Annotated in this window: 12 protein-coding genes; 6 read left to right on the forward strand and 6 right to left on the reverse strand. The window is 63.9% G+C overall.

Annotated elements, in window-relative coordinates; genetic code table 11:
* Nucleotides 1-178: 178 nt before the first annotated feature.
* Genes WBP07_RS20235 through WBP07_RS20250 form a run of 4 tightly spaced genes read left to right on the forward strand, consistent with a single transcriptional unit; the run spans nucleotide 179 to nucleotide 7,693 of the window.
* The gene (locus WBP07_RS20235) at nucleotides 179-2,449 is read left to right on the forward strand and encodes an acyl-CoA dehydrogenase (RefSeq protein ID WP_395396224.1); all 2,271 of its coding nucleotides are present in this window, start codon (nucleotides 179-181) and stop codon (nucleotides 2,447-2,449) included.
* Complete coding sequence (locus tag WBP07_RS20240) at nucleotides 2,446-3,732, forward strand: acetyl-CoA C-acetyltransferase (RefSeq protein WP_395396225.1); 1,287 nt, start codon at nucleotides 2,446-2,448, stop codon at nucleotides 3,730-3,732. The genes WBP07_RS20235 and WBP07_RS20240 overlap by 4 nt, the downstream gene beginning before the upstream one ends.
* 11 nt (nucleotides 3,733-3,743) lie before the next feature.
* Nucleotides 3,744-5,846: a 3-hydroxyacyl-CoA dehydrogenase NAD-binding domain-containing protein gene (locus WBP07_RS20245; protein WP_395396480.1), complete on the forward strand. Its 2,103-nt coding sequence runs from the start codon at nucleotides 3,744-3,746 to the stop codon at nucleotides 5,844-5,846.
* Nucleotides 5,843-7,693 (forward strand): acetyl-CoA hydrolase/transferase C-terminal domain-containing protein, encoded by a 1,851-nt coding sequence (locus WBP07_RS20250; RefSeq protein WP_395396226.1) that lies wholly within the window; start codon nucleotides 5,843-5,845, stop codon nucleotides 7,691-7,693. Before WBP07_RS20245 ends, WBP07_RS20250 begins: the two co-directional genes overlap by 4 nt.
* Nucleotides 7,694-7,926: 233 nt before the next feature.
* Here the strand turns inward: WBP07_RS20250 and WBP07_RS20255 are convergent, their stop codons facing one another.
* From WBP07_RS20255 to WBP07_RS20275, 5 genes are all read right to left on the reverse strand, one after another.
* Nucleotides 7,927-10,566: an AAA family ATPase gene (locus tag WBP07_RS20255; protein ID WP_395396227.1), complete on the reverse strand. Its 2,640-nt coding sequence runs from the start codon at nucleotides 10,564-10,566 to the stop codon at nucleotides 7,927-7,929.
* On the reverse strand, nucleotides 10,563-11,678 hold the full coding sequence (locus WBP07_RS20260; protein WP_395396228.1) for an exonuclease SbcCD subunit D: 1,116 nt from the start codon (nucleotides 11,676-11,678) through the stop codon (nucleotides 10,563-10,565). Before WBP07_RS20260 ends, WBP07_RS20255 begins: the two co-directional genes overlap by 4 nt.
* A gap of 200 nt (nucleotides 11,679-11,878) precedes the next feature.
* Nucleotides 11,879-12,535, reverse strand: a complete 657-nt coding sequence (locus tag WBP07_RS20265) for a trimeric intracellular cation channel family protein (RefSeq protein WP_395396229.1) — start codon at nucleotides 12,533-12,535, stop codon at nucleotides 11,879-11,881.
* A 14-nt stretch (nucleotides 12,536-12,549) separates the two neighbouring features.
* Entirely contained in the window at nucleotides 12,550-13,836 is a 1,287-nt protein-coding gene (locus WBP07_RS20270) for an amidohydrolase (protein ID WP_395396481.1), read from the reverse strand.
* Nucleotides 13,837-13,847: 11 nt separating this feature from the next.
* Nucleotides 13,848-14,132 carry a hypothetical protein gene (locus tag WBP07_RS20275; RefSeq protein ID WP_395396230.1) on the reverse strand — a complete coding sequence of 95 codons (285 nt, stop codon included), beginning with the start codon at nucleotides 14,130-14,132 and terminating at the stop codon, nucleotides 13,848-13,850.
* A gap of 670 nt (nucleotides 14,133-14,802) precedes the next feature.
* Here WBP07_RS20275 and WBP07_RS20280 point away from each other — a divergent pair.
* Both WBP07_RS20280 and WBP07_RS20285 read left to right on the forward strand, forming a co-directional pair.
* Nucleotides 14,803-16,140: an anti-phage deoxyguanosine triphosphatase gene (locus WBP07_RS20280; RefSeq protein ID WP_395396482.1), complete on the forward strand. Its 1,338-nt coding sequence runs from the start codon at nucleotides 14,803-14,805 to the stop codon at nucleotides 16,138-16,140.
* Between the two features lie 530 nt (nucleotides 16,141-16,670).
* A complete protein-coding gene (locus tag WBP07_RS20285) occupies nucleotides 16,671-16,838 on the forward strand; it encodes a DUF1328 domain-containing protein (protein ID WP_207080913.1) in 168 nt (55 codons plus the stop codon).
* Between the two features lie 110 nt (nucleotides 16,839-16,948).
* Here WBP07_RS20285 and WBP07_RS20290 read toward each other — a convergent pair whose 3' ends face one another.
* Complete coding sequence (locus WBP07_RS20290) at nucleotides 16,949-17,833, reverse strand: UTP--glucose-1-phosphate uridylyltransferase (protein ID WP_395396231.1); 885 nt, start codon at nucleotides 17,831-17,833, stop codon at nucleotides 16,949-16,951.
* Nucleotides 17,834-17,952 lie beyond the last annotated feature (119 nt).

Below are 17,952 nucleotides of genomic sequence, written 5' to 3' on the forward strand. Positions count from 1 at the left end.
GAGGGCGAAGACTAATCGTTAATTTGAGCGTGGGCATCGGTTTCGGCTATCCGAAGTCCCGAGCCATTCGAACCGAAGCACCGATCACTAAATGACAGGCAGGCCGCGTAAGCATTCCATGCACGGGAGCAATTCGCGCAGCGCGAGCGTTGTGGACGCAGGAGAAGGAGCCTGTCCGATGTCGCTTGCCGCCGACTTTGCCACCACCGCCCGCCGCGAAATCCTGACGCGCCCGGTCCTCTCGCTCGTGCAGTCCGCGCTTCCTGCCCTCTCCGCCACGGAGAACGAGGCGATCGACGCAGGCAACACCTGGTGGGACGCTGCGCTGTTCACCGGCAATCCGGACTGGGAGCAACTGCTGTCCTTGGCCCCCGCCGCGCTGACCGAAGAAGAACGCGCCTTCATGGACGGCCCGGTCGATACGCTCTGCGCAATGATCGACGACTGGCGGATGACGTGGGAAACCCGCGACCTGCCTCCGGAAGCCTGGGAATTCCTGAAGCGCGAGAAGTTCTTCGGGATCATCATTCCCAAGGAGCACGGCGGCCTCGGCTTCTCGAACTTCGCGCATAGCGAGATCGTGCGCAAGATCGCCACACGCTCTGTCTCGACGGCAGTGACCGCCATGGTGCCCAACTCGCTGGGGCCGGGCGAACTGATCCTGCGCTTCGGCACCAAGGCGCAGCAGGAGCACTGGCTGCCCCGCCTTGCAGACGGACGCGAAGTGCCGGCTTTCGGGCTTACCAGCCCGGAGGCGGGCTCTGACGCCGCCTCGATGATCGACGAAGGCGTGATCTGCCGGGGCGAATGGAACGGCGAAGACGTGCTAGGAATCCGCCTCAACTGGCACAAGCGCTATATCACGCTGGGACCGGTGGCGACGATACTGGGTCTGGCCTTCAAGCTGCGCGATCCCGACCATCTGCTTGGCCATCAGGACGAGATCGGAATTACCGTGGCGCTCGTGCCCACGGACCTTCCAGGCGTTACCATCGGCCGCCGCCATGTACCCTCCATGCAGACCTTCCAGAACGGCCCGAACGAAGGACATGACGTCTTCATCCCGCTGGACAACGTGATCGGCGGACCGGAGCGTGTCGGCCAGGGCTGGAAGATGTTGATGAGCGCGCTGGCTGCCGGGCGCGGGATATCGCTGCCCTCGCTCTCCGCGGCAGCGGGCGCCTTCGCCGCGCATACCACCGGCGCCTATGCCCGTGTTCGGTCACAGTTCAACCTGCCGATCGGCAAGTTTGAAGGCATTCAGGAGCGCCTCGCCCGGATCGCCGGCAATGCCTACCTGCTGGACGGCGCGCGCCGGCTCACTTGCGTCGGGCTGGATCAGGGCAACCACCCGGCGGTGATCTCCTCGATCCTCAAGCTCCACGCGACCGAGCGGATGCGCGTCGTCATCAACGATGCCATGGACGTTCACGGCGGCAAGGCGATCATCGAAGGGCCGCGCAACTACCTCGGCAGCCAGTACCGCGCGATTCCGGTGGGCATCACGGTAGAAGGCGCCAATATCCTCACCCGCAGCCTGATGGTGTTCGGACAGGGTGCGATCCGATCGCACCCCTATCTGCTGGAGGAAATCCGCGCCGTCGGCGATGCCAATCGCGGGCGGGCGCTGGCCAATTTCGACCAGGTGCTGTGGAAGCACATCGGCCATGCACTGAAGACCGCGATCCGCGCCTTCGTGCGCGGCTGGAGCGGCGGCAGGTTCGCCCCTGCGCCCAAGGCGGGCAAGGCGACGCGCTATTACCGGCAGATGAGCCGCTATGCCGCCGCCTTCGCTTTCGTTTCGGACATATCGTTCCTGACGCTCGGCGGTGAGCTCAAGCGGCGCGAACTGCTTTCGGCCCGCTTGGGCGACGTGCTTTCCGAACTCTACCTGCTGTCCGGCGCACTCAAGCGCTGGGAAGACGAGGGTCGGCAGGACGACGACCTGCCGCTCTTGGCCTGGTGCATGGAGAGCGGCTTTGCCACGATCGAGCAGCGTTTTGCCGAGATCATCGCCAATTTCCCGGCACGCCCGGTCGGCTGGATGCTGCGCCTGTTCATCCAGCCCTTTGGCCGCCGCCGCAACGGGCCGTCCGACCGGACGATCCGCCAATGCGCGGACATCCTGCTGGAACCATGCCCGTCACGCGATCGGCTTATCGAAAACGTCTATATCGGCGGGGCTGACGAGGCGGTCGGCCGTCTGACCGAAGCGTTCAAGCAAACCGTCGCCACCCAGCCGGTCCACGACCGGCTCCGCAAGGCGCGTGTCCGCGATCTGGACAAGGCACACGACCAAGGCCTTATCACCGACGAAGAGTTGGAGGCCTTGCGTGCAGCCGACGCGGCGGTGGCGGAAGTGATCGCTGTGGACGACTTCGCGGCGGACGAACTGGACCGCTCCGGCCATGACAGCGCCGCTCCTCGCATCGCCGAGCCTGCCGAATGAGCCGCCCCGTCTATATCGTCGACGGCGCCCGCACGCCGTTCCTGAAGGCGCGCGGCGGACCCGGTCCGTTCACCCCTGTAGATCTGGCCGTGCAATGCGGACGCCCGCTGCTGCTGCGCCAACCTTTCACGCCGACAGCATTCGATCAGGTCATCCTGGGCTGCGTCAATGTGATTGCGGACGAAGCGAACCCGGCGCGCGTTGCTGCCCTGCGCCTTGGCTGCGGAGCGCAGACCACCGCCTTCACCGTGCAGATCAATTGCGGCTCCGGCATGCAAGCGATCGACACGGCCTATCGCTATATCGCCGACGGCGGCAGTGACCTGATCCTGGCCGGCGGAGCTGAGGCATTGAGCCATGCCCCGCTAGTGCTGCGACAAGATGCGGTCGAATGGCTGGCAACGATGCAGGGCAACAAGGCAGGCCCGCTGGGCGCGCTCAAGGCGGCAAGCGGCTTTCGGCCCGACTTCCTGAAGCCCATCGTCGGCCTGGAGCGGGGGCTGACCGATCCAATCACCAATCTTGGCATGGGCCAGACCGCCGAAGTCCTGGCCCATCTCTTCTCGATCTCGCGCGAGGCTGCGGACCGCTATGCGGTGGAGAGCCACAAGCGGCTGGCGCGCGCGCAGGCAGAAGGCTGGCTGAAGGGCGAACTCGAACCCGCCTTCGCGCGTGACGGCAGCGTTCACGATCATGACGACGGCGTGCGGCCCGACAGCGACATGGCCAAACTGGCGAAGCTGAGGCCGGTGTTCGAACCGCCCTTTGGCAAGGTCACTGCCGGAAACAGCTCGCAGATCACCGATGGCGCGTGCTGGACCGTCCTCGCATCCGAAGCGGCGGTGGAGCGCCATGGGCTGAAACCCCGCGCCCGCATCGTCGACAGCCAGTGGTCCGCGCTCGATCCCTCCATAATGGGGCTTGGCCCGGTGCTCGCCGCCACCCAGCTGCTGAAGCGCAACGAACTCTCGCTGGAAAACATCGATCTCTGGGAGTTGAACGAGGCGTTCGCCGCGCAAGTGCTGGCCTGCCTCGCCGCGTGGCAGGACGAGGGCTTCTGCCGTGACGTGCTCGGCCTCGACGCCGCGGCAGGCACGATTGATCCGGAGCGGATCAACGTCGATGGCGGGGCGATCTCGCTCGGCCATCCGGTCGGCGCCAGCGGCGCGCGCATCGCGCTCCATCTGGTGCAGGCGATGGAACGGCTGGGCAGCGGCCGGGGCATCGCCACCGAATGTATCGGCGGCGGCCAGGGCGGCGCCATGCTGATCGAACGCGCATGAAGGAGGCCATGATGAACGATCCCGTCTGGAACTATCTGGCCAACCGCGACCTCTCGCTGGGTCCCGTCCCGCACGATCACGCGCCCGGCGCCGCAGGGCTGACCCATTTGACATTCGCGCGCGATGCCGATGGCGTCGCCTGGGCCGTAATCGACCAGCAGGGCACGGGCACCAATACGCTCTCTCAGGCGGTGCTGGAGGAATTCGCCCAAATCCTTGGCCTTGTCGAAGACCGCGCGCCCAAGGCACTGGTGATCCGCTCTGCCAAGCGCGATGGCTTTCTGGCCGGCGCGGATATCTCGGAATTTCGCGGGATCAGCGATGAGGCAGCCATTCGCGAACGGATCGCAGCAGCCCATGGTGTGGTCGATCGACTTGCGGCGCTGACGATCCCGACGATCGCGGTCATGCACGGCTATGCCATGGGCGGCGGGCTGGAGATCGCCCTCGCCTGCACGCAGCGCATCGCCGTGGAGGGCACCCGTTTCGGCTTCCCCGAAGTGCAGATCGGCCTCCATCCCGGCCTTGGCGGCACGGCCCGCTTCACCCATTTGTGCGACCCGATCGAGGCCATGGGCGCGATGCTGACCGGCAGGTCCATCCACGACCGGCAGGCGAAGCGCATGGGTCTGGTCGACGCCGTAGTGCCCGAACGCCATGTCGAGGCGGCAATTGCGGCGGCCGTCAGCGGCAATCTCGAACAGGCGCGCCAAGGTCTTGTCGAACGGTTGAAGGACAGCGCCCCCGCCCGCCGCCTCGCCGCCCGGCAGATGCGCGTGCAGGCAGAAGCTCAGGCGCCTTCCGCGCATTACCCCGCGCCCTATGCACTGATCGACCTTTGGGAAGAACACGGCGGTGACATGGAGGCGATGAAGCGGGCGGAAATCGCCTCCTTCGCGCGCCTGATGCTTACCGACACCGCGCAAAACCTGATCCGCGTTTTCTTCCTGCGCCAGAAACTGAAGGATCTGGCCGGCAAGGATTCCGCCATCGCGCAGGTCCACGTCATCGGCGCGGGCGCGATGGGCGGCGATATTGCCGCGTGGTGCGCGTGGAAAGGTCTGCGCACCAGCCTGTCCGACGTGAAGGCCGACGCGATCGGGGCCGCCATCGGCCGCGCTGCCGCGCTCTACGAGAAGATCGCCCATGGCGACCGACTGAAGATCCGTGACGCGCTGGACCGGCTGATCCCCGATCCCGAAGGTCATGGCGTCGCCAGTGCGGACCTCGTGATCGAGGCAGCCCCGGAAAAGGCCGATTTGAAGCGTCAGCTCTACGCCGATGCCGAGCCGCGCATGAAGGACAGTGCGATCCTGGCCACCAATACGTCCTCCATCCCCCTTGCAGAACTGCGCGAGGGACTTTTGCGGCCCGAACGGCTGGTGGGGATCCATTTCTTCAACCCCGTCTCGCGGCTCGATCTTGTAGAAGTGGTCTCTCACGACGGCACAGACGCCGATGTCGCCGCTCAGGCCCGCGCCTTCGTCGGCCGGATCGGCAAGCTGCCCGCGGCAGCGAAGAGCGCGCCAGGCTTCATCGTCAACCGCATCCTCACGCCCTATCTGGTCGAAGCGCTGACGCTGATGGACGAAGGTTTGGCCCCTGAAACCATCGACAAGGCGGCGACCGATTTCGGCATGCCCGTCGGCCCGCTGGAACTGGCCGATCAGGTCGGCCTCGATATCGGCCTGGCTGTTGCCGAGATGTTGAAGCGCGAACTCGATTGGCCGATGCCGGATGCTCCGCAATGGCTGAAAGACAAGGTCGAGGCGCGCGAATTGGGCAAGAAGACCGGCAAGGGGATCTACGTCTGGCGCGGCGGTAAGGCCGTGAAAAAGCACGCCGCCGATGCGCCGCCCCCTGACCTTGCGGACCGCCTGATCCTGCCGATGGTCAACACCGCCGTCGCGGTGCTCCGCGAAAGCGTGAACGACGAGCCTGACCTGATCGACGCCGCCATGATTTTCGGCACCGGCTTCGCGCCATTCCGGGGCGGGCCGCTCCACTACGCAAGGGAGCGCGGCGTGAGCGAAGTCATCGCCGCCCTGACCGAACTTGCTCGCAGCCACGGGCCCCGCTTCGAGCCGGATGCGGGGTGGGACGCACTGAAGTGACCGCATTTCTTTCCGATCCGGAAGAGATCGCGGATCGCATCGTTGTCCATACCGGCGGCCGGATCGTGCTGGGCCTGCCGCTGGGACTGGGCAAGTCTCCGCATGTGGCCAACGCCCTGTTCGAGCGCGCGCGGCGCGATCCCTCGATCCGGCTGGACATCTTCACCGCGCTCACGCTGGAACCGCCCGCGCTGACATCCGAACTGGAACGGCGTTTCCTGGAGCCGGTGTTCGAACGGACCATGGGCGGTTATCCCGAATTCGCCTATGCCGCCGCACAGCGCTCCGGGGACATGCCCCCTAATATCGAGGTGAACGAGTTCTTCTTCCAGGCAGGCAGCCGGCTGGACAATGGCATCGCCCAGCGCAGCTATATCTCCGCCAATTACACCCACGCCGCGCGCTGCCTGCTTGATCGCGGCGTGAACGTTATCGCCCAGATCGTCGCCCGGCGCGGCGATCGTTTCAGCCTCAGCTGCAACAGCGACATGACGCTGGACCTGCTGCTGCACCGAAAGGCCGGCAAGGCCGATTTCCTGCTGGTCGGCCAGGTGAACGACGAACTACCGTTCATGCCCGGCCGTGCGGACCTGCCCGCGGACGATTTCGCGATGATCCTCGACAGCCCGGAAACACGCTTTCCCCTGTTCGGGCCGCCAAAGCAACCGGTCAGCGCAGCGCATCACGCCATCGGCGTCCACGTCGCGTCACTGGTGCCGGACGGCGGATCGCTGCAGATCGGCATTGGCGAGATCGGCGACGCCGTGGCCCATTCGCTGCTCCTGCGGCAGCAACGACCCGACCGCTTCCGCAGCGCCGTCGATACTCTGCTGGTGGCGGGGCAGGTCCGTCCGCCCGTGGAAATGAGCAGCTTCGACCAAGGGCTTTACGCGCCCACCGAGATGCTGGTGGATGGCTTCCTGGAACTGATCCGCACCGGAATCGTCAGCCGCGAGGTCGAGGGTGCAGTGCTCCACGGGGGCTTTTTCGTGGGGCCCCGCGCCTTCTACGCGGCGCTGCGCGATATGGACGAGGAGACACGCGCACGAATCCAGATGCGCGAGATTTCCTACATCAATGCGCTCTACGGAGATGAGAGCGCCAAACGCGCCGCGCGCGTCGATGCCCGCTTCGTCAATAGCGCGATGATGGTGACCCTGCTTGGCGCGCCTATCTCCGATGCGCTCGAGGACGGCCGCGTCGTCAGCGGCGTGGGCGGCCAGTACAACTTCGTGGCGCAGGCAATGGAACTGGACGGTGCGCGATCGATCATCACCCTCCCCGCGACCCGCCTGCACAAAGGTGCGGTGCAGTCCAACATCGTCTGGAGCTACGGTCACGAGACGATCCCTCGTCACTTACGCGACATAGTTGTCACCGAATATGGCGTGGCAGACCTTCGCGGGATGAGCGACGAACGCGTCGTCCAACGGTTGATCGCCGTGGCCGACAGCCGATTTCAGAATGAACTGCTCGACGCCGCAAGAAGCGCCGGGAAGGTCGGCCCGAGCTGGTCTATACCGCCGGAGTGGCGCAACAATCTACCTCAGCGGATCGGCGAAGCGCTGCCGGAGGATGATTTTACATCCTTCCCCTTCGGAACCGACTTCACGCCTGTGGAGCAGCGACTTTTGCCAGCCTTGCAGCACCTTGCCCAGCTCGGCCGGAGCCCGGGCCAAATCACCGCCCTCGCGGCCCGCGGCATTGCCGGCTCGCTCACATCACAAGAAGAAGAGGCGTTGAACCGCCTGCAATTGGGTGCGGTTCACGATGTACGTTCGAGAACCATCCGAGCCCTGGTCCTGGGCGCCTTGCGCTTCATCGATCGGACCGAGCAACCTTCGTGACAAAGCGTGGGGGATGGCCAAACCTTACCGATCGTTCCCCAACGTAAAAAGATCGGTCGGGCACGGACCGGTGTCTATGGATCTTGGCCGGGACTGCGAAGCAGTTCCCATATCAATTGCGCAACCATAGGAATGGGTAAGCGTGGTCCAGCAACCTACGCCAGGTCACGCCCGTCGAGGAAATATGCGGCGCGAGCGCAAAAAAGTACGCGAGCCCGACGAAGGTCCTGCAGTCAAAGCCGGAGACGATTGCCATCCACGTGACGGAAAGCCCGTTCTCGGCACGTCAGAAGAATTACCTGCATGCGCTGGGAGGCCTCGGTGATCAGATCGATCATCGCATCGAGGCGTACGTCGTCGGAATAGACAAGCGGGTCGTCAAGAATCAGCGAGACTGGGCGGCCTTCCTCCAATAGCATGTCGGCAAAGGCGAGGCGGGTAAGCATGGCCAGTTGTTCCTGAGTGCCGCGCGACAGGTATTCGCATGCCTCGTCGAGTCCGCCGCGATGGATCGAGGCAAGGCCAAGGTCTTCGGCGAATGCGGGCTGTGCATCCTGCAGAATACGCCCGACATAACGCGCGGCGCGGGCCGCTACCGGGCCGGTGATCGTGCGCGCGGTCTCGGCTTGCGCCTGCGCCAGCGTTTCGCGAAGCAGGCGCAGGGCCTCGGCTTCGTCGGCAGCGCGGGATAGCGAGGCGAGGGCGCTGTCATGCTCGTCGCGCGCGGCGGCGGCATGCTCGGCAAGACCCTTGCCGCCCTCGCTTTCCACCCGCGCCTCCAGACCGGCAATCCGCACGTTCAAATCGGAGCGGGCGTCTTCCGCTGCCTTACGGCGCGCGATGAGGGTCTCGATGCGGCGATGCAGGGCCTCCTCGTCAAACGCCGAAGCATTGGCACGCGCGTTCTCCAACGCGACCGAGGCGCTGGCTGCCCCTTCACGCGCGGCCGCGAGGGCCGTTTCCAACCCGGTAAAGTCAGCATGGAGCGCCAGCCGGGCCAAGTCTTCCGCTGCGTTCGTGCTGTCGTTTGCGGCGGTCTGTTCAGCAATGGCTAGGGGGGTGTCGGCCTTCTCTGCAGCGCGTAGCGTTTCGCTTGCCTGGACGTAGAGGGTTTCGGCGCGAGCGAATGCAGTTTCGGCGACACCGCACTCGGTTTCGGCCTGCGCGATGGAGAGCGTATTGTCCAATTCTGTTGCAGCGGGCCCAAGCGGATGGGCGGCGACGAGGACTTTGAGCGCGTCAGGCCCAGCCGCCAGACTCAGGTCACGATCGGCGGGTGTGGCGGCAAGCAACCGGGCATTGATGGTTTCCATCTGACGCTGGGCCTCGCGGGCCGCCTCGTTGCGGGCGCGGGCCGCAGTCAGACTGTCCAGCGACCACTCGGCAAGAAGCGTGGCGCGGCGCCGGGTGGCGGCCTCCAGAGCGGTTTGCGCGCCAGCCAGTGCCTGCGGCGGACGCAGCACCAGTTCGCCGCCGCCTGGCAGGCCGACACGTGTTTCTCGGGTCAGTGTCCATGCGCCCGGTTCGAGCGGATGGCCGTCGCGGGTGAATCCTTCGAGCGAAGCGACCGGGCCGGTCAGTTCGACATGGGTGCCTTCGGTTTCCAACAAGGCGCGGTGCCGCAGGATTTCACGCTCGGCTGCGTCGAGTTCGTCGAGAACTTGGACGGGCACCGTTTGCGTGGTAGCCGCAGTCAGCCGCTCGCGCTCGGTTTCGAGCGCGAGCACTTTGCCATGGCGAGCATGGGCGGCGAGCAGGCCCTCACGGCGCCGCCATGCGGCATCCTGGGCCTGGGCCTTCGCCAGTGCCGCGCGGGCGAGGTCCCGCGCCCTACGCGCGGCATCGAGAACAGCAGCGGCGGTAGTGACTTCGCTCTGTGCGGAGGCAAGGGTTTCCGCGAGCGCCGCACGCTGGGTCTGCGCGGCGGATTTGCGCGCGTCGGCGCCCGCAAGCCGGTCCTGGGTCTGTGCAAGGCGGTCCGCAAGATCCTGAAGGCCGGCCAGTCGGGTCGACGCGCCTGTCACCTCTAGTTGCCGTTGCGCCAGCAATTGCGCGGTACCGCGTGCCGCTTCCAACCGCTTTTCGAGATCGGTCCGCTCCACTGCATACTGATCGTCGTCGAGGTCTCGGCGAAGCGTCGTCAATTGGCGTCGTGCCTGATCGAGCTCGGAAAATGCAGTTTCGAGCGCCTGTTCGCGCTGCTGGGCTTCGGCAAGCGTCTCAGCCGCGATGGCAAGGCGCTGCTGCGCGGTGCCGAGCCGTCCGGCCTTGGCGACTTGGCCCTTTTCGGTGAAGAATTGGCGGAACTGCGCCTCAATGCGGCCCTGCACCTGCTGGAAGGCCGCACCTCCCAGGATGGTGCCTGCCTCGCCTTGCAGCGTGGCACCGATAATGTCGCGCACTCTGCCGCCCGGCGGCGTGACCGACAGCGCTTCGGCCTGCGCCACCCACAACATACCGAGCGCGCCGGCCAGTTCGCTATCGAACGTGCGCCCCTGCGCCTCGAAGCCCAGCAGGCGCTGGAGGCGTTCTTCCGCTTCGGCATTCTGGCTGCGGCCGCCGGGGCCAGACAGTTCGGCCATGGCGCGGCCGATGAAGCGCTTTTTCAGCCTGTAGTCATCTCCGCCGACTGCGAAATCGAGCTCGACTTCGGGCGCCACTTCGTCCCCCAGCGGCTGGAACGAGGAGATCAGCTGGGTCTTCGATCCGTGCCGCAGGAACAGGCCCGCGCGTACCGCTTCCAGCAGTGTGGATTTGCCCGCCTCGTTGTTCTCGATGACGATGTTGAGGCCATCGGTCAGCCCGGCGATCTCGTGGCGCTGGCGGAATTTGCGGAAGTTTTCGAGGGCGATGCGGCGAATGAACAGGCTCATGCCGCGCTCTCCTGCGCTTTCAGGGTCTCGACGAAGAGGCGCTCCAGCGCCCGCCGTGCATGGTGGGCATCGGCGCCGCCTTCCTCGATTTTCGCACGCAGCATGGCTGCGGCCCGGCCTATCATCCCCTCGGTGGAAAGCGCGGCGAGGTCGTCCTCGGTCGGCCGCGCGACGACATCACCGTCGCGCACGTCGAAAAAGCGCAGGCGGTGGGACAGGTCATCCTCGATCCGCGCAAGCATGGCCACGCGGTCGGTCAACGGAACGATACCGGAGAGTGAGAGGCGCAGCAGCGTGGCGGCGGGCTCGCAGGCGGCCAGCAGGTCGTCGCAGAGTGCTGCGAAGCCGGTCGAGTCTGCGACCGTCCAGTCACGCTGGAGCCATTGGTAGCGTCCGGTGCGCAGAGGCGTGACTGCTGGCAGCGAGCCGGCTGCGAGCTCGACGAGCAGGCAGTGACCGGGCTCGTCGCGGCCGAAGCGGTCGGTCTCGGGTGTGCCGGAATACCAGCAGCGCGCATCGACGCAGAGCAGGCCGTGCCAGTCGCCAAGCGCGAGGTAATCGAGGTTCGAGCGTGCCGCGCGGTCGGGCGCGATCAAGTTCGGCGCGTCGCCTTGGGTGCCGAAATCGCGGATCGAGCCGTGCGCCAGGCCGATGCGCAGAGTGGCGCCGGGGGTTTCCATGCGATCGAAAGTCTCGGTCGGGTCCTCGCGGGTATGCCGGTGGAGGAGGGGCGCGGGGAGGAGCCAGACGCCGTCGGCGATTTCGCGGGGTTCGGGCTGCGCCAGCACGGTGACATTGGCCACGCACCGCTTTCGCACGCGGTCCCAGAGGCCGCCGTTGCGGGCGAAGTCGTGGTTGCCGGGCAGCAGCCACCAGCGGCAGGCATAACGCTCCATGCGGGTCACGGCCTGGACTATGGTACGCTCGTCCGGGCCTTCGGTGTCGAACACGTCCCCGGCAACGAAAACGTGGTCGGCCTCGTGCTCCGCCGCCGTCCGGCCGATCGTATCGATCGCATCGAAGCGCGCTTCGGTCAGTGCGGTGCGGGTCGCCGCGTCGAAACGGCCGAAAGGCTTGCCGAGCTGCCAGTCGGCGGTGTGAATGAAGCGCATCGGCATCGCTTAGCAGGGAAGGAGAGCGGGTTCAAAGTGCGCTCGAGCGAGGATCGAGGTGGGCATCCTTCACTGGGATCGGGCACGTCGGACAATAGCTCTGGAAGCCGGGTGGGCAGAATATCGCAAGCGAACAAAAAGCTCTGACCATCAACCGGAGAAGAGGCCGGTCGCGCCCCGGTGACCCGGCGAATGCCGCCTTAATCTCCCGCCTCCGGACGCCGAATGGCGGCGGACGGTGGCAGTGGCGCGCGCCATCTGCGGTAGATGGCCATGAAGCGCAAGAATAGACACAGGCCAGTGCCGGCCAGCACGGCATAGATGGAGGGAATGCCGACAAGCGTTCCAACCGCAACAACCGAGCCGGCTGCGAGAGCCGCGAGCGCGTAAAGATCTGCACGCAGAACGAAGGGAACGTCGCCGCTCAATACATCTCGGATCATGCCGCCGCCAATGCCGGTCAGCATGCCCATCAGGGCGCTCATAACGGGATTCACGCCGTACTCTATGGCCTTCTGCGTGCCGACAACGGCAAACAGCGCCAACCCAATCGCGTCGAGAAATTGCAAGAGTCGTGTCCGGTTGGCGATGCGCGGATACCAGAAGAACGTGGCCAGGCCGGAGGCCATGGCGATAACGAAATAGTGTATGTCATGCATGGCGGCCGGCGGCGTTGCACCGATCAATACATCGCGCATCATCCCACCGGCAACGGCAACCACGAAGGCAAGGAACAGGATTCCGAAGAGATCGAAGTTCTTGCGGACGCCCACGAGGGCGCCGCTGACTGCAAAGGCAACGGTTCCGAGCCCGTCGAGCAACTCAATCGTCACAGAGAGGAACGGCTGGTCGAGCATCGCTACGGGGTTTGTCATCCGGCTTGGGGCGGCGCGAGCCAAGCAAGAGCGGCGGCTGTCATCGCCTTGAGGCCGATAAGCAGTGTTGGATCGACAGCCGGGGCAAAGTCAGGTGCATGGTTTGCCGGCAAGGCGTCGACAGTGCCGGTGGCTTGCGCTTTCGCATAGACCTGCGGATCGATACCGCCCACCACCCAGAATACCGAAGGGCTATCCCACGCGGTTCCGAAGAGGCCGAAATCTTCGCTTGCGGTCGCGGGAGAGACTTCGGACACAGCCGTTGGCCCGAACGCGGTTTCCAGGGCATGGACAACACGCAGCGTCGCCTGCTCATCGTTCCGGGTGAGCGGGAATTGGCTCAAAATAGAGATGTCGGGCTTGCGAGATGCGCCGGAGGCATCTGCCTCCGCCTCGACGATGCGCTGGATCGCAGCAAGCACCCGCTTGCGAACCTCTTCCTTGAACGTGCGCACGTTCAAGCGAAGCAAGGCATGATCCGGGATTACGTTTTCGCTTCGGCCAGCCTGAAGAGCGCCGACCGTTACGACCGCGCTATCAGTCATGGCTACCTCACGCGAGACGATCGTTTGCAATCGCAGGACGGTGGACGCTGCCATTACTACCGGATCGATCGCTTTTTGCGGCATCGATCCGTGTGCGCCCCGGCCGTACATGGTAACTTCCCAGCTGTCACCTGCGGAAAGCATGGTCCCCACGCGCCAGCCAATCCGTCCGGCGGGCAGGGGCATCACATGTTGCGCCAGCGTTACAGCCGGTTTGGGAAAACGCTTTACGATCCCGTCCTCGATCATGGCGCGGGCACCCTGACCTGTTTCCTCGCCTGGCTGGAAAACGCAAAGCAATGTGCCCGCCCAATCCTGCCGGTTCATGGCGAACTGGTGAGCGACGCCCATCAGCCAGGCAACATGCATGTCGTGCCCGCAGGAATGCGCGATTGCCGTTTCCTGTCCGAAGCGGTCGATCCCCGATCGCTGGCTCGCGTAAGGCAAGCCGGTGCTTTCCTGGATGGGAAGGGCATCCATGTCGGCACGCAGCAGGACAGTCGGCCCTTCGCCGCTGCGCAGTACGCCGACGATGCCTGTACCACCGATGCCTTCAGTGACCTCGAACCCGAGATCGGCCAACCACCTCGCCGCGATGCCGGCGGTGCGCGTTTCCTGCATCGAGAGTTCGGGGTTGGCGTGGAGGTCTTTGTAAATATCCCTCAACTGCTCCAGAAGGGCGGCCGATGGTGAAAGAATTGGGCTTTCCGTGGCAGCGGAGGATGGCTTGATGGTCATGGTGGGGGTGCTCAAGCAGCCTTTTCGGTGCCGGTTGGTCCGGACCCGTGGGCATGAGGGTGGTGAAGCGAGTCTCGAGGCTCGCACCAAAGCAGCAATTCGCCTGCAATCCTCAGTGCCGCCTCGGGGGGCAAGGCGTTCGAACTTTCGATCAACGACAGCAAATGCAGGACATGGGTTCGCAGGGCCGCGTCGTAGAGGCCGGCATCGGCACAGTGGGGACAGGCGCTGCCGTCGCCAAAAAACGGAACAACATCGCGGCGAGGTGTTTCAAGCGGCGAAGGGCTGACGGTCATACGATCGCTCCTTTTTCTTGGTCAGCATTCTAGCGCTAAATGTCATGCCGTGAAACGCGGCAATGGATTGCCCTGCGACCGCCGCGCCGGGCTGTTGGAGACGATGCTCGGACGACCGGTACGCCTGGCTGGTGGTGCGCGACAAGGATCAATCAGGTCAGGAACCGATACCCAAGCGGTATCGTTGGTCCCCCGCGAGAACAACATGTCCGCATCGATAGGGCGAGGGCTGAATACTGGAACCAGTGATGCGGGAAAGCCAATCGGATCCACAAGGATCGTGCGGAATTGACAGGAGTGATCGCACGGTGCTGCGCGCCTGGGTGCACACGGTGGCCGAGCCCACGAGGATACCGGGCAAATTCTGGGACCCACCGAAGATCCCGCTGGACGTTTCCGCCGTGTTCGCGCAGCAACGCGATCGTGTGGAACACAGGGGAATCAGGCACGGGCCCAATTCTCGTGCGAACCGCCCTTTGAGCACCTTGGGCAAGTTGATCCCGCGACGACCCTTACCCGCCGATAACGTGTCACCTCTTGTTTCTTCGGTGGGTGTCCGGGCTGATGCTGCTTTCTGTTCAAAATCAGCGTTTCTGGGGATTTCAACCCTTCTCGTTTTCATATGGCGCGATAGGGTGCCCCGATGAACCAAAACGTCCGCAGAGAAAGCATGAGTTGGTACGAGCGCAGAGAGGGCTGGTCCCCTCAAATGGATGACGCCCGCGAGGACGGAGACATCGACTACGCCCGCATCATCCATTCCGCCTCGTTCCGAAGGCTCCAAGGAAAGACGCAGATTCTCAATCTTGGCGACAGCGATTTCTATCGGACGCGCCTGACGCATTCGCTCGAGGTCGCTCAGATTGGCGGCGGCTTAGTCCGTCAACTGGCAAAATCCTTTCCCGACCACGTAGCGACGCCGCTGCTGCCGGATCGGAGCATGATGCACGCAATCGGCTGTGCCCATGACTTTGGTCACGCGCCTTTTGGCCACGGTGGCGAAGTAGCGCTCAACTATTGCATGCGCGATGCTGGCGGTTTCGAGGGAAATGGACAAACCTTGCGCATCCTTGCCAGGTTGGAGCCGTATTCGGCCGGCGCTGGCGCCAACTTATGCCGGCGCACCATGCTTGGCGTCCTCAAGTACCCGGCCTCGTTCGAGAAAGCACGAAATCCCGATATCGTCCCGCGTCTGCTCGACGGGCCGTCCGCAATCCGTGTGCTCGACCCCAAGGCCTGCAAGCCGCCGAAATGTTATTTCGACAGCGAAGAGGATATTGTCGATTGGGTCCTGGCGCCCCTGTCCAGAAACGATCGCGAAGAGTTTCAATCGGTTGACCGGCAGCCAGGGAAACACGGCAAAGCCATTCATAAGTCGCTCGACTGCGCCATCATGGAGGTCGCCGACGACATCGCATACGGCGTCCACGATCTTGAGGACGCCATTGCGCTGGGGCTGGTTTCAAAGGAATCTTTCTCCGAGGCACTTGATGGCCATTGCGCGTCGTTCCTGGATGCCCTCAAGTCGAAATACCCCCAAGAAAGCGAGAACGATGTGTTCTCGCGCATGGTCGACGGACTGTTCGCTGATCCAGGGACGCGCAAGCGCTACATCAGCAGGCTTGTTCATCATTTCCTGACTGCCGTGGATTTTGTGGAGGTTCGTCGGTTTGCAGAACCTCTCCTGCGTCAACAGGTCAAAATGCGACGGCCTCAACGGGCGTTCCTCGATGCGCTGCAAGGCTTCGTGGTCGATGAAATGATTGCGAGCCCTGCGGTTCAGCATCTCGAATTCAAGGGGCAGTCAATGGTCGTCGCTGTTTTCGAGGCGTTTCAGGCTGATCCTGGGCGCCTGCTTCCACGCGACGATTTACAACAATACAAAGCATCCGGTGGTGACATGAGGGTAATCTGCGACGTGGTTGCGGCGATGACGGATACGCATCTACTTAAGACATATGAGAGATTGTTTAGTCCCAGGATGGGGTCGGTATTCGACCGCCTATAAAACCGAAAGGCGCCCGGCAGGTCGAATTGGCTTTGAAGCTGCACAGGCAGTCGCATTTCGCCGTGCGTCTCACCTGATGCCGCTTGCCCGGCTCCATCTGGGTACCAGAACGATGGCTGTTCACGCGGCTTGGGCGGCTGTCCGGTACGCCGCGGTACCGTGCCCATAGCCCAGAATTGGACTGGGAAAAGAACCCGATTGAGCATCTGGCTTTCTCAGCGTCTGGCGGGTCGATCTGGTGATTGAGTAGGACAGCGTCCATGCCGCGTCCGTCGGCGGCTCGTTTCATGAAAGACAGGGCCTGCGCGTTCCCGGTTCAGCGGGATCGCTGAAGTTACCGACAGGTAGCTACGGCGATATACCCTAATTCCACGGCTCTGGAGGGTGCCGAGGCTGCGAGACGAGCAAGGTCGCTGTCTTTGGCACGCCCGGCCTTTGCAAGATCTCACGGAACATAGACACTGGCAGGAGGTTCTACAACAGAGCTGCTCGAAGAGGTCGGCGCAGCGCTTTTATAAGGGAGAGCCCTCATGTTTCGCTGGGCTATAATTTTTGCTGTCGTCGCATTGATTGCGGCACTTCTAGGCTTTGGCGGCGTAGCAGGTCTTTCTGCCAGCCTCGCAAAGGTCTTCTTGCTCGTGGCGGTTGTAATCCTGGTCCTTGGCTTCTTTTTCGGTCGGGGCAGAAGGGTGCCTTGAAGCTCAGGCAGCTCGGGACAACCTTACAGCTGCAGGCGGTCTTTCATATCTGAAGCCCCAGCCTTTACGGCAGGAGCCTTTCGAAAGCGGGCTCCTGCCGTCTCCTGCCTTCATCGGGCGAGCAGGCGCCTGGCGATCTCGCGCACTTCATCGCCCATGTCGGGACGGTCGAGCGCGATGGCGAGCGTCGCTTCCACGAAGCCCACTTTCGAACCGCAGTCGAAGCGCTGGCCGGCGAAAGTCACCGCATGGAACGGCTGCACGCCGATCAGCTTGGCCATCGAATCGGTAAGCTGAATCTCACCGCCCGCGCCCTTGCCCTGATTGGCAAGCAGATCCATCACCTCAGGCTGAAGGATGTAGCGGCCCGAAACGATCTTGTTGGAGGGCGCATCCTCCACCTTGGGCTTTTCGACCAGCCCCTTGACTTCGGTCAGCGCGCCCTTGCTCTCGCCGGGGGCGATCACGCCGTAGCTGGACACTTCCTCCCGCGGCACTTCCAGCACCGAGACGAGGTTGCCGCCCACTTCGTTATAGGCCTCGACCATCTGCGCCATGCAACCGGGCGAGCCATACATCAGCTCATCCGGCAGGAAGATCGCGAAAGGCTCGTCACCGATCACCGCACGCGCGCACCACACCGCATGGCCAAGGCCCAGCGGTACCTGCTGGCGCACGGTCACCAGATTGCCCGGCTGAATACGCGTCGGCTCCAGCGCGTCGAGCGACTTGCCGCGCGCGCTCATCGTCGCTTCCAGTTCGTAGGCGGTGTCGAAATGTTCTACGATCGCGGTCTTGCCGCGACCCGTGACGAAGACGAATTCCTCGATTCCCGCCTCGCGCGCCTCATCCACCGCATATTGGATCAGCGGGCGGTCAACGACGGGCAGAAGTTCCTTGGGAATCGCCTTGGTGGCGGGAAGAAAGCGGGTTCCGAGACCCGCGACAGGGAATACGGCCTTCCGGATCAATTGGCGACAATTCGCATTTTTCATGAATTTAGTCTAACCTCGCTCACTAATGAGAAACGGCGGTCAAGCGGACTGCCTGGTGAATAGTTTGATCACCGCGTCGAAGACCTGCAGATCGGGATTTGGACCGAACGTCCGACCAA

Source organism: Novosphingobium oxfordense (assembly GCF_044029435.1).
Lineage (GTDB): Bacteria > Pseudomonadota > Alphaproteobacteria > Sphingomonadales > Sphingomonadaceae > Novosphingobium.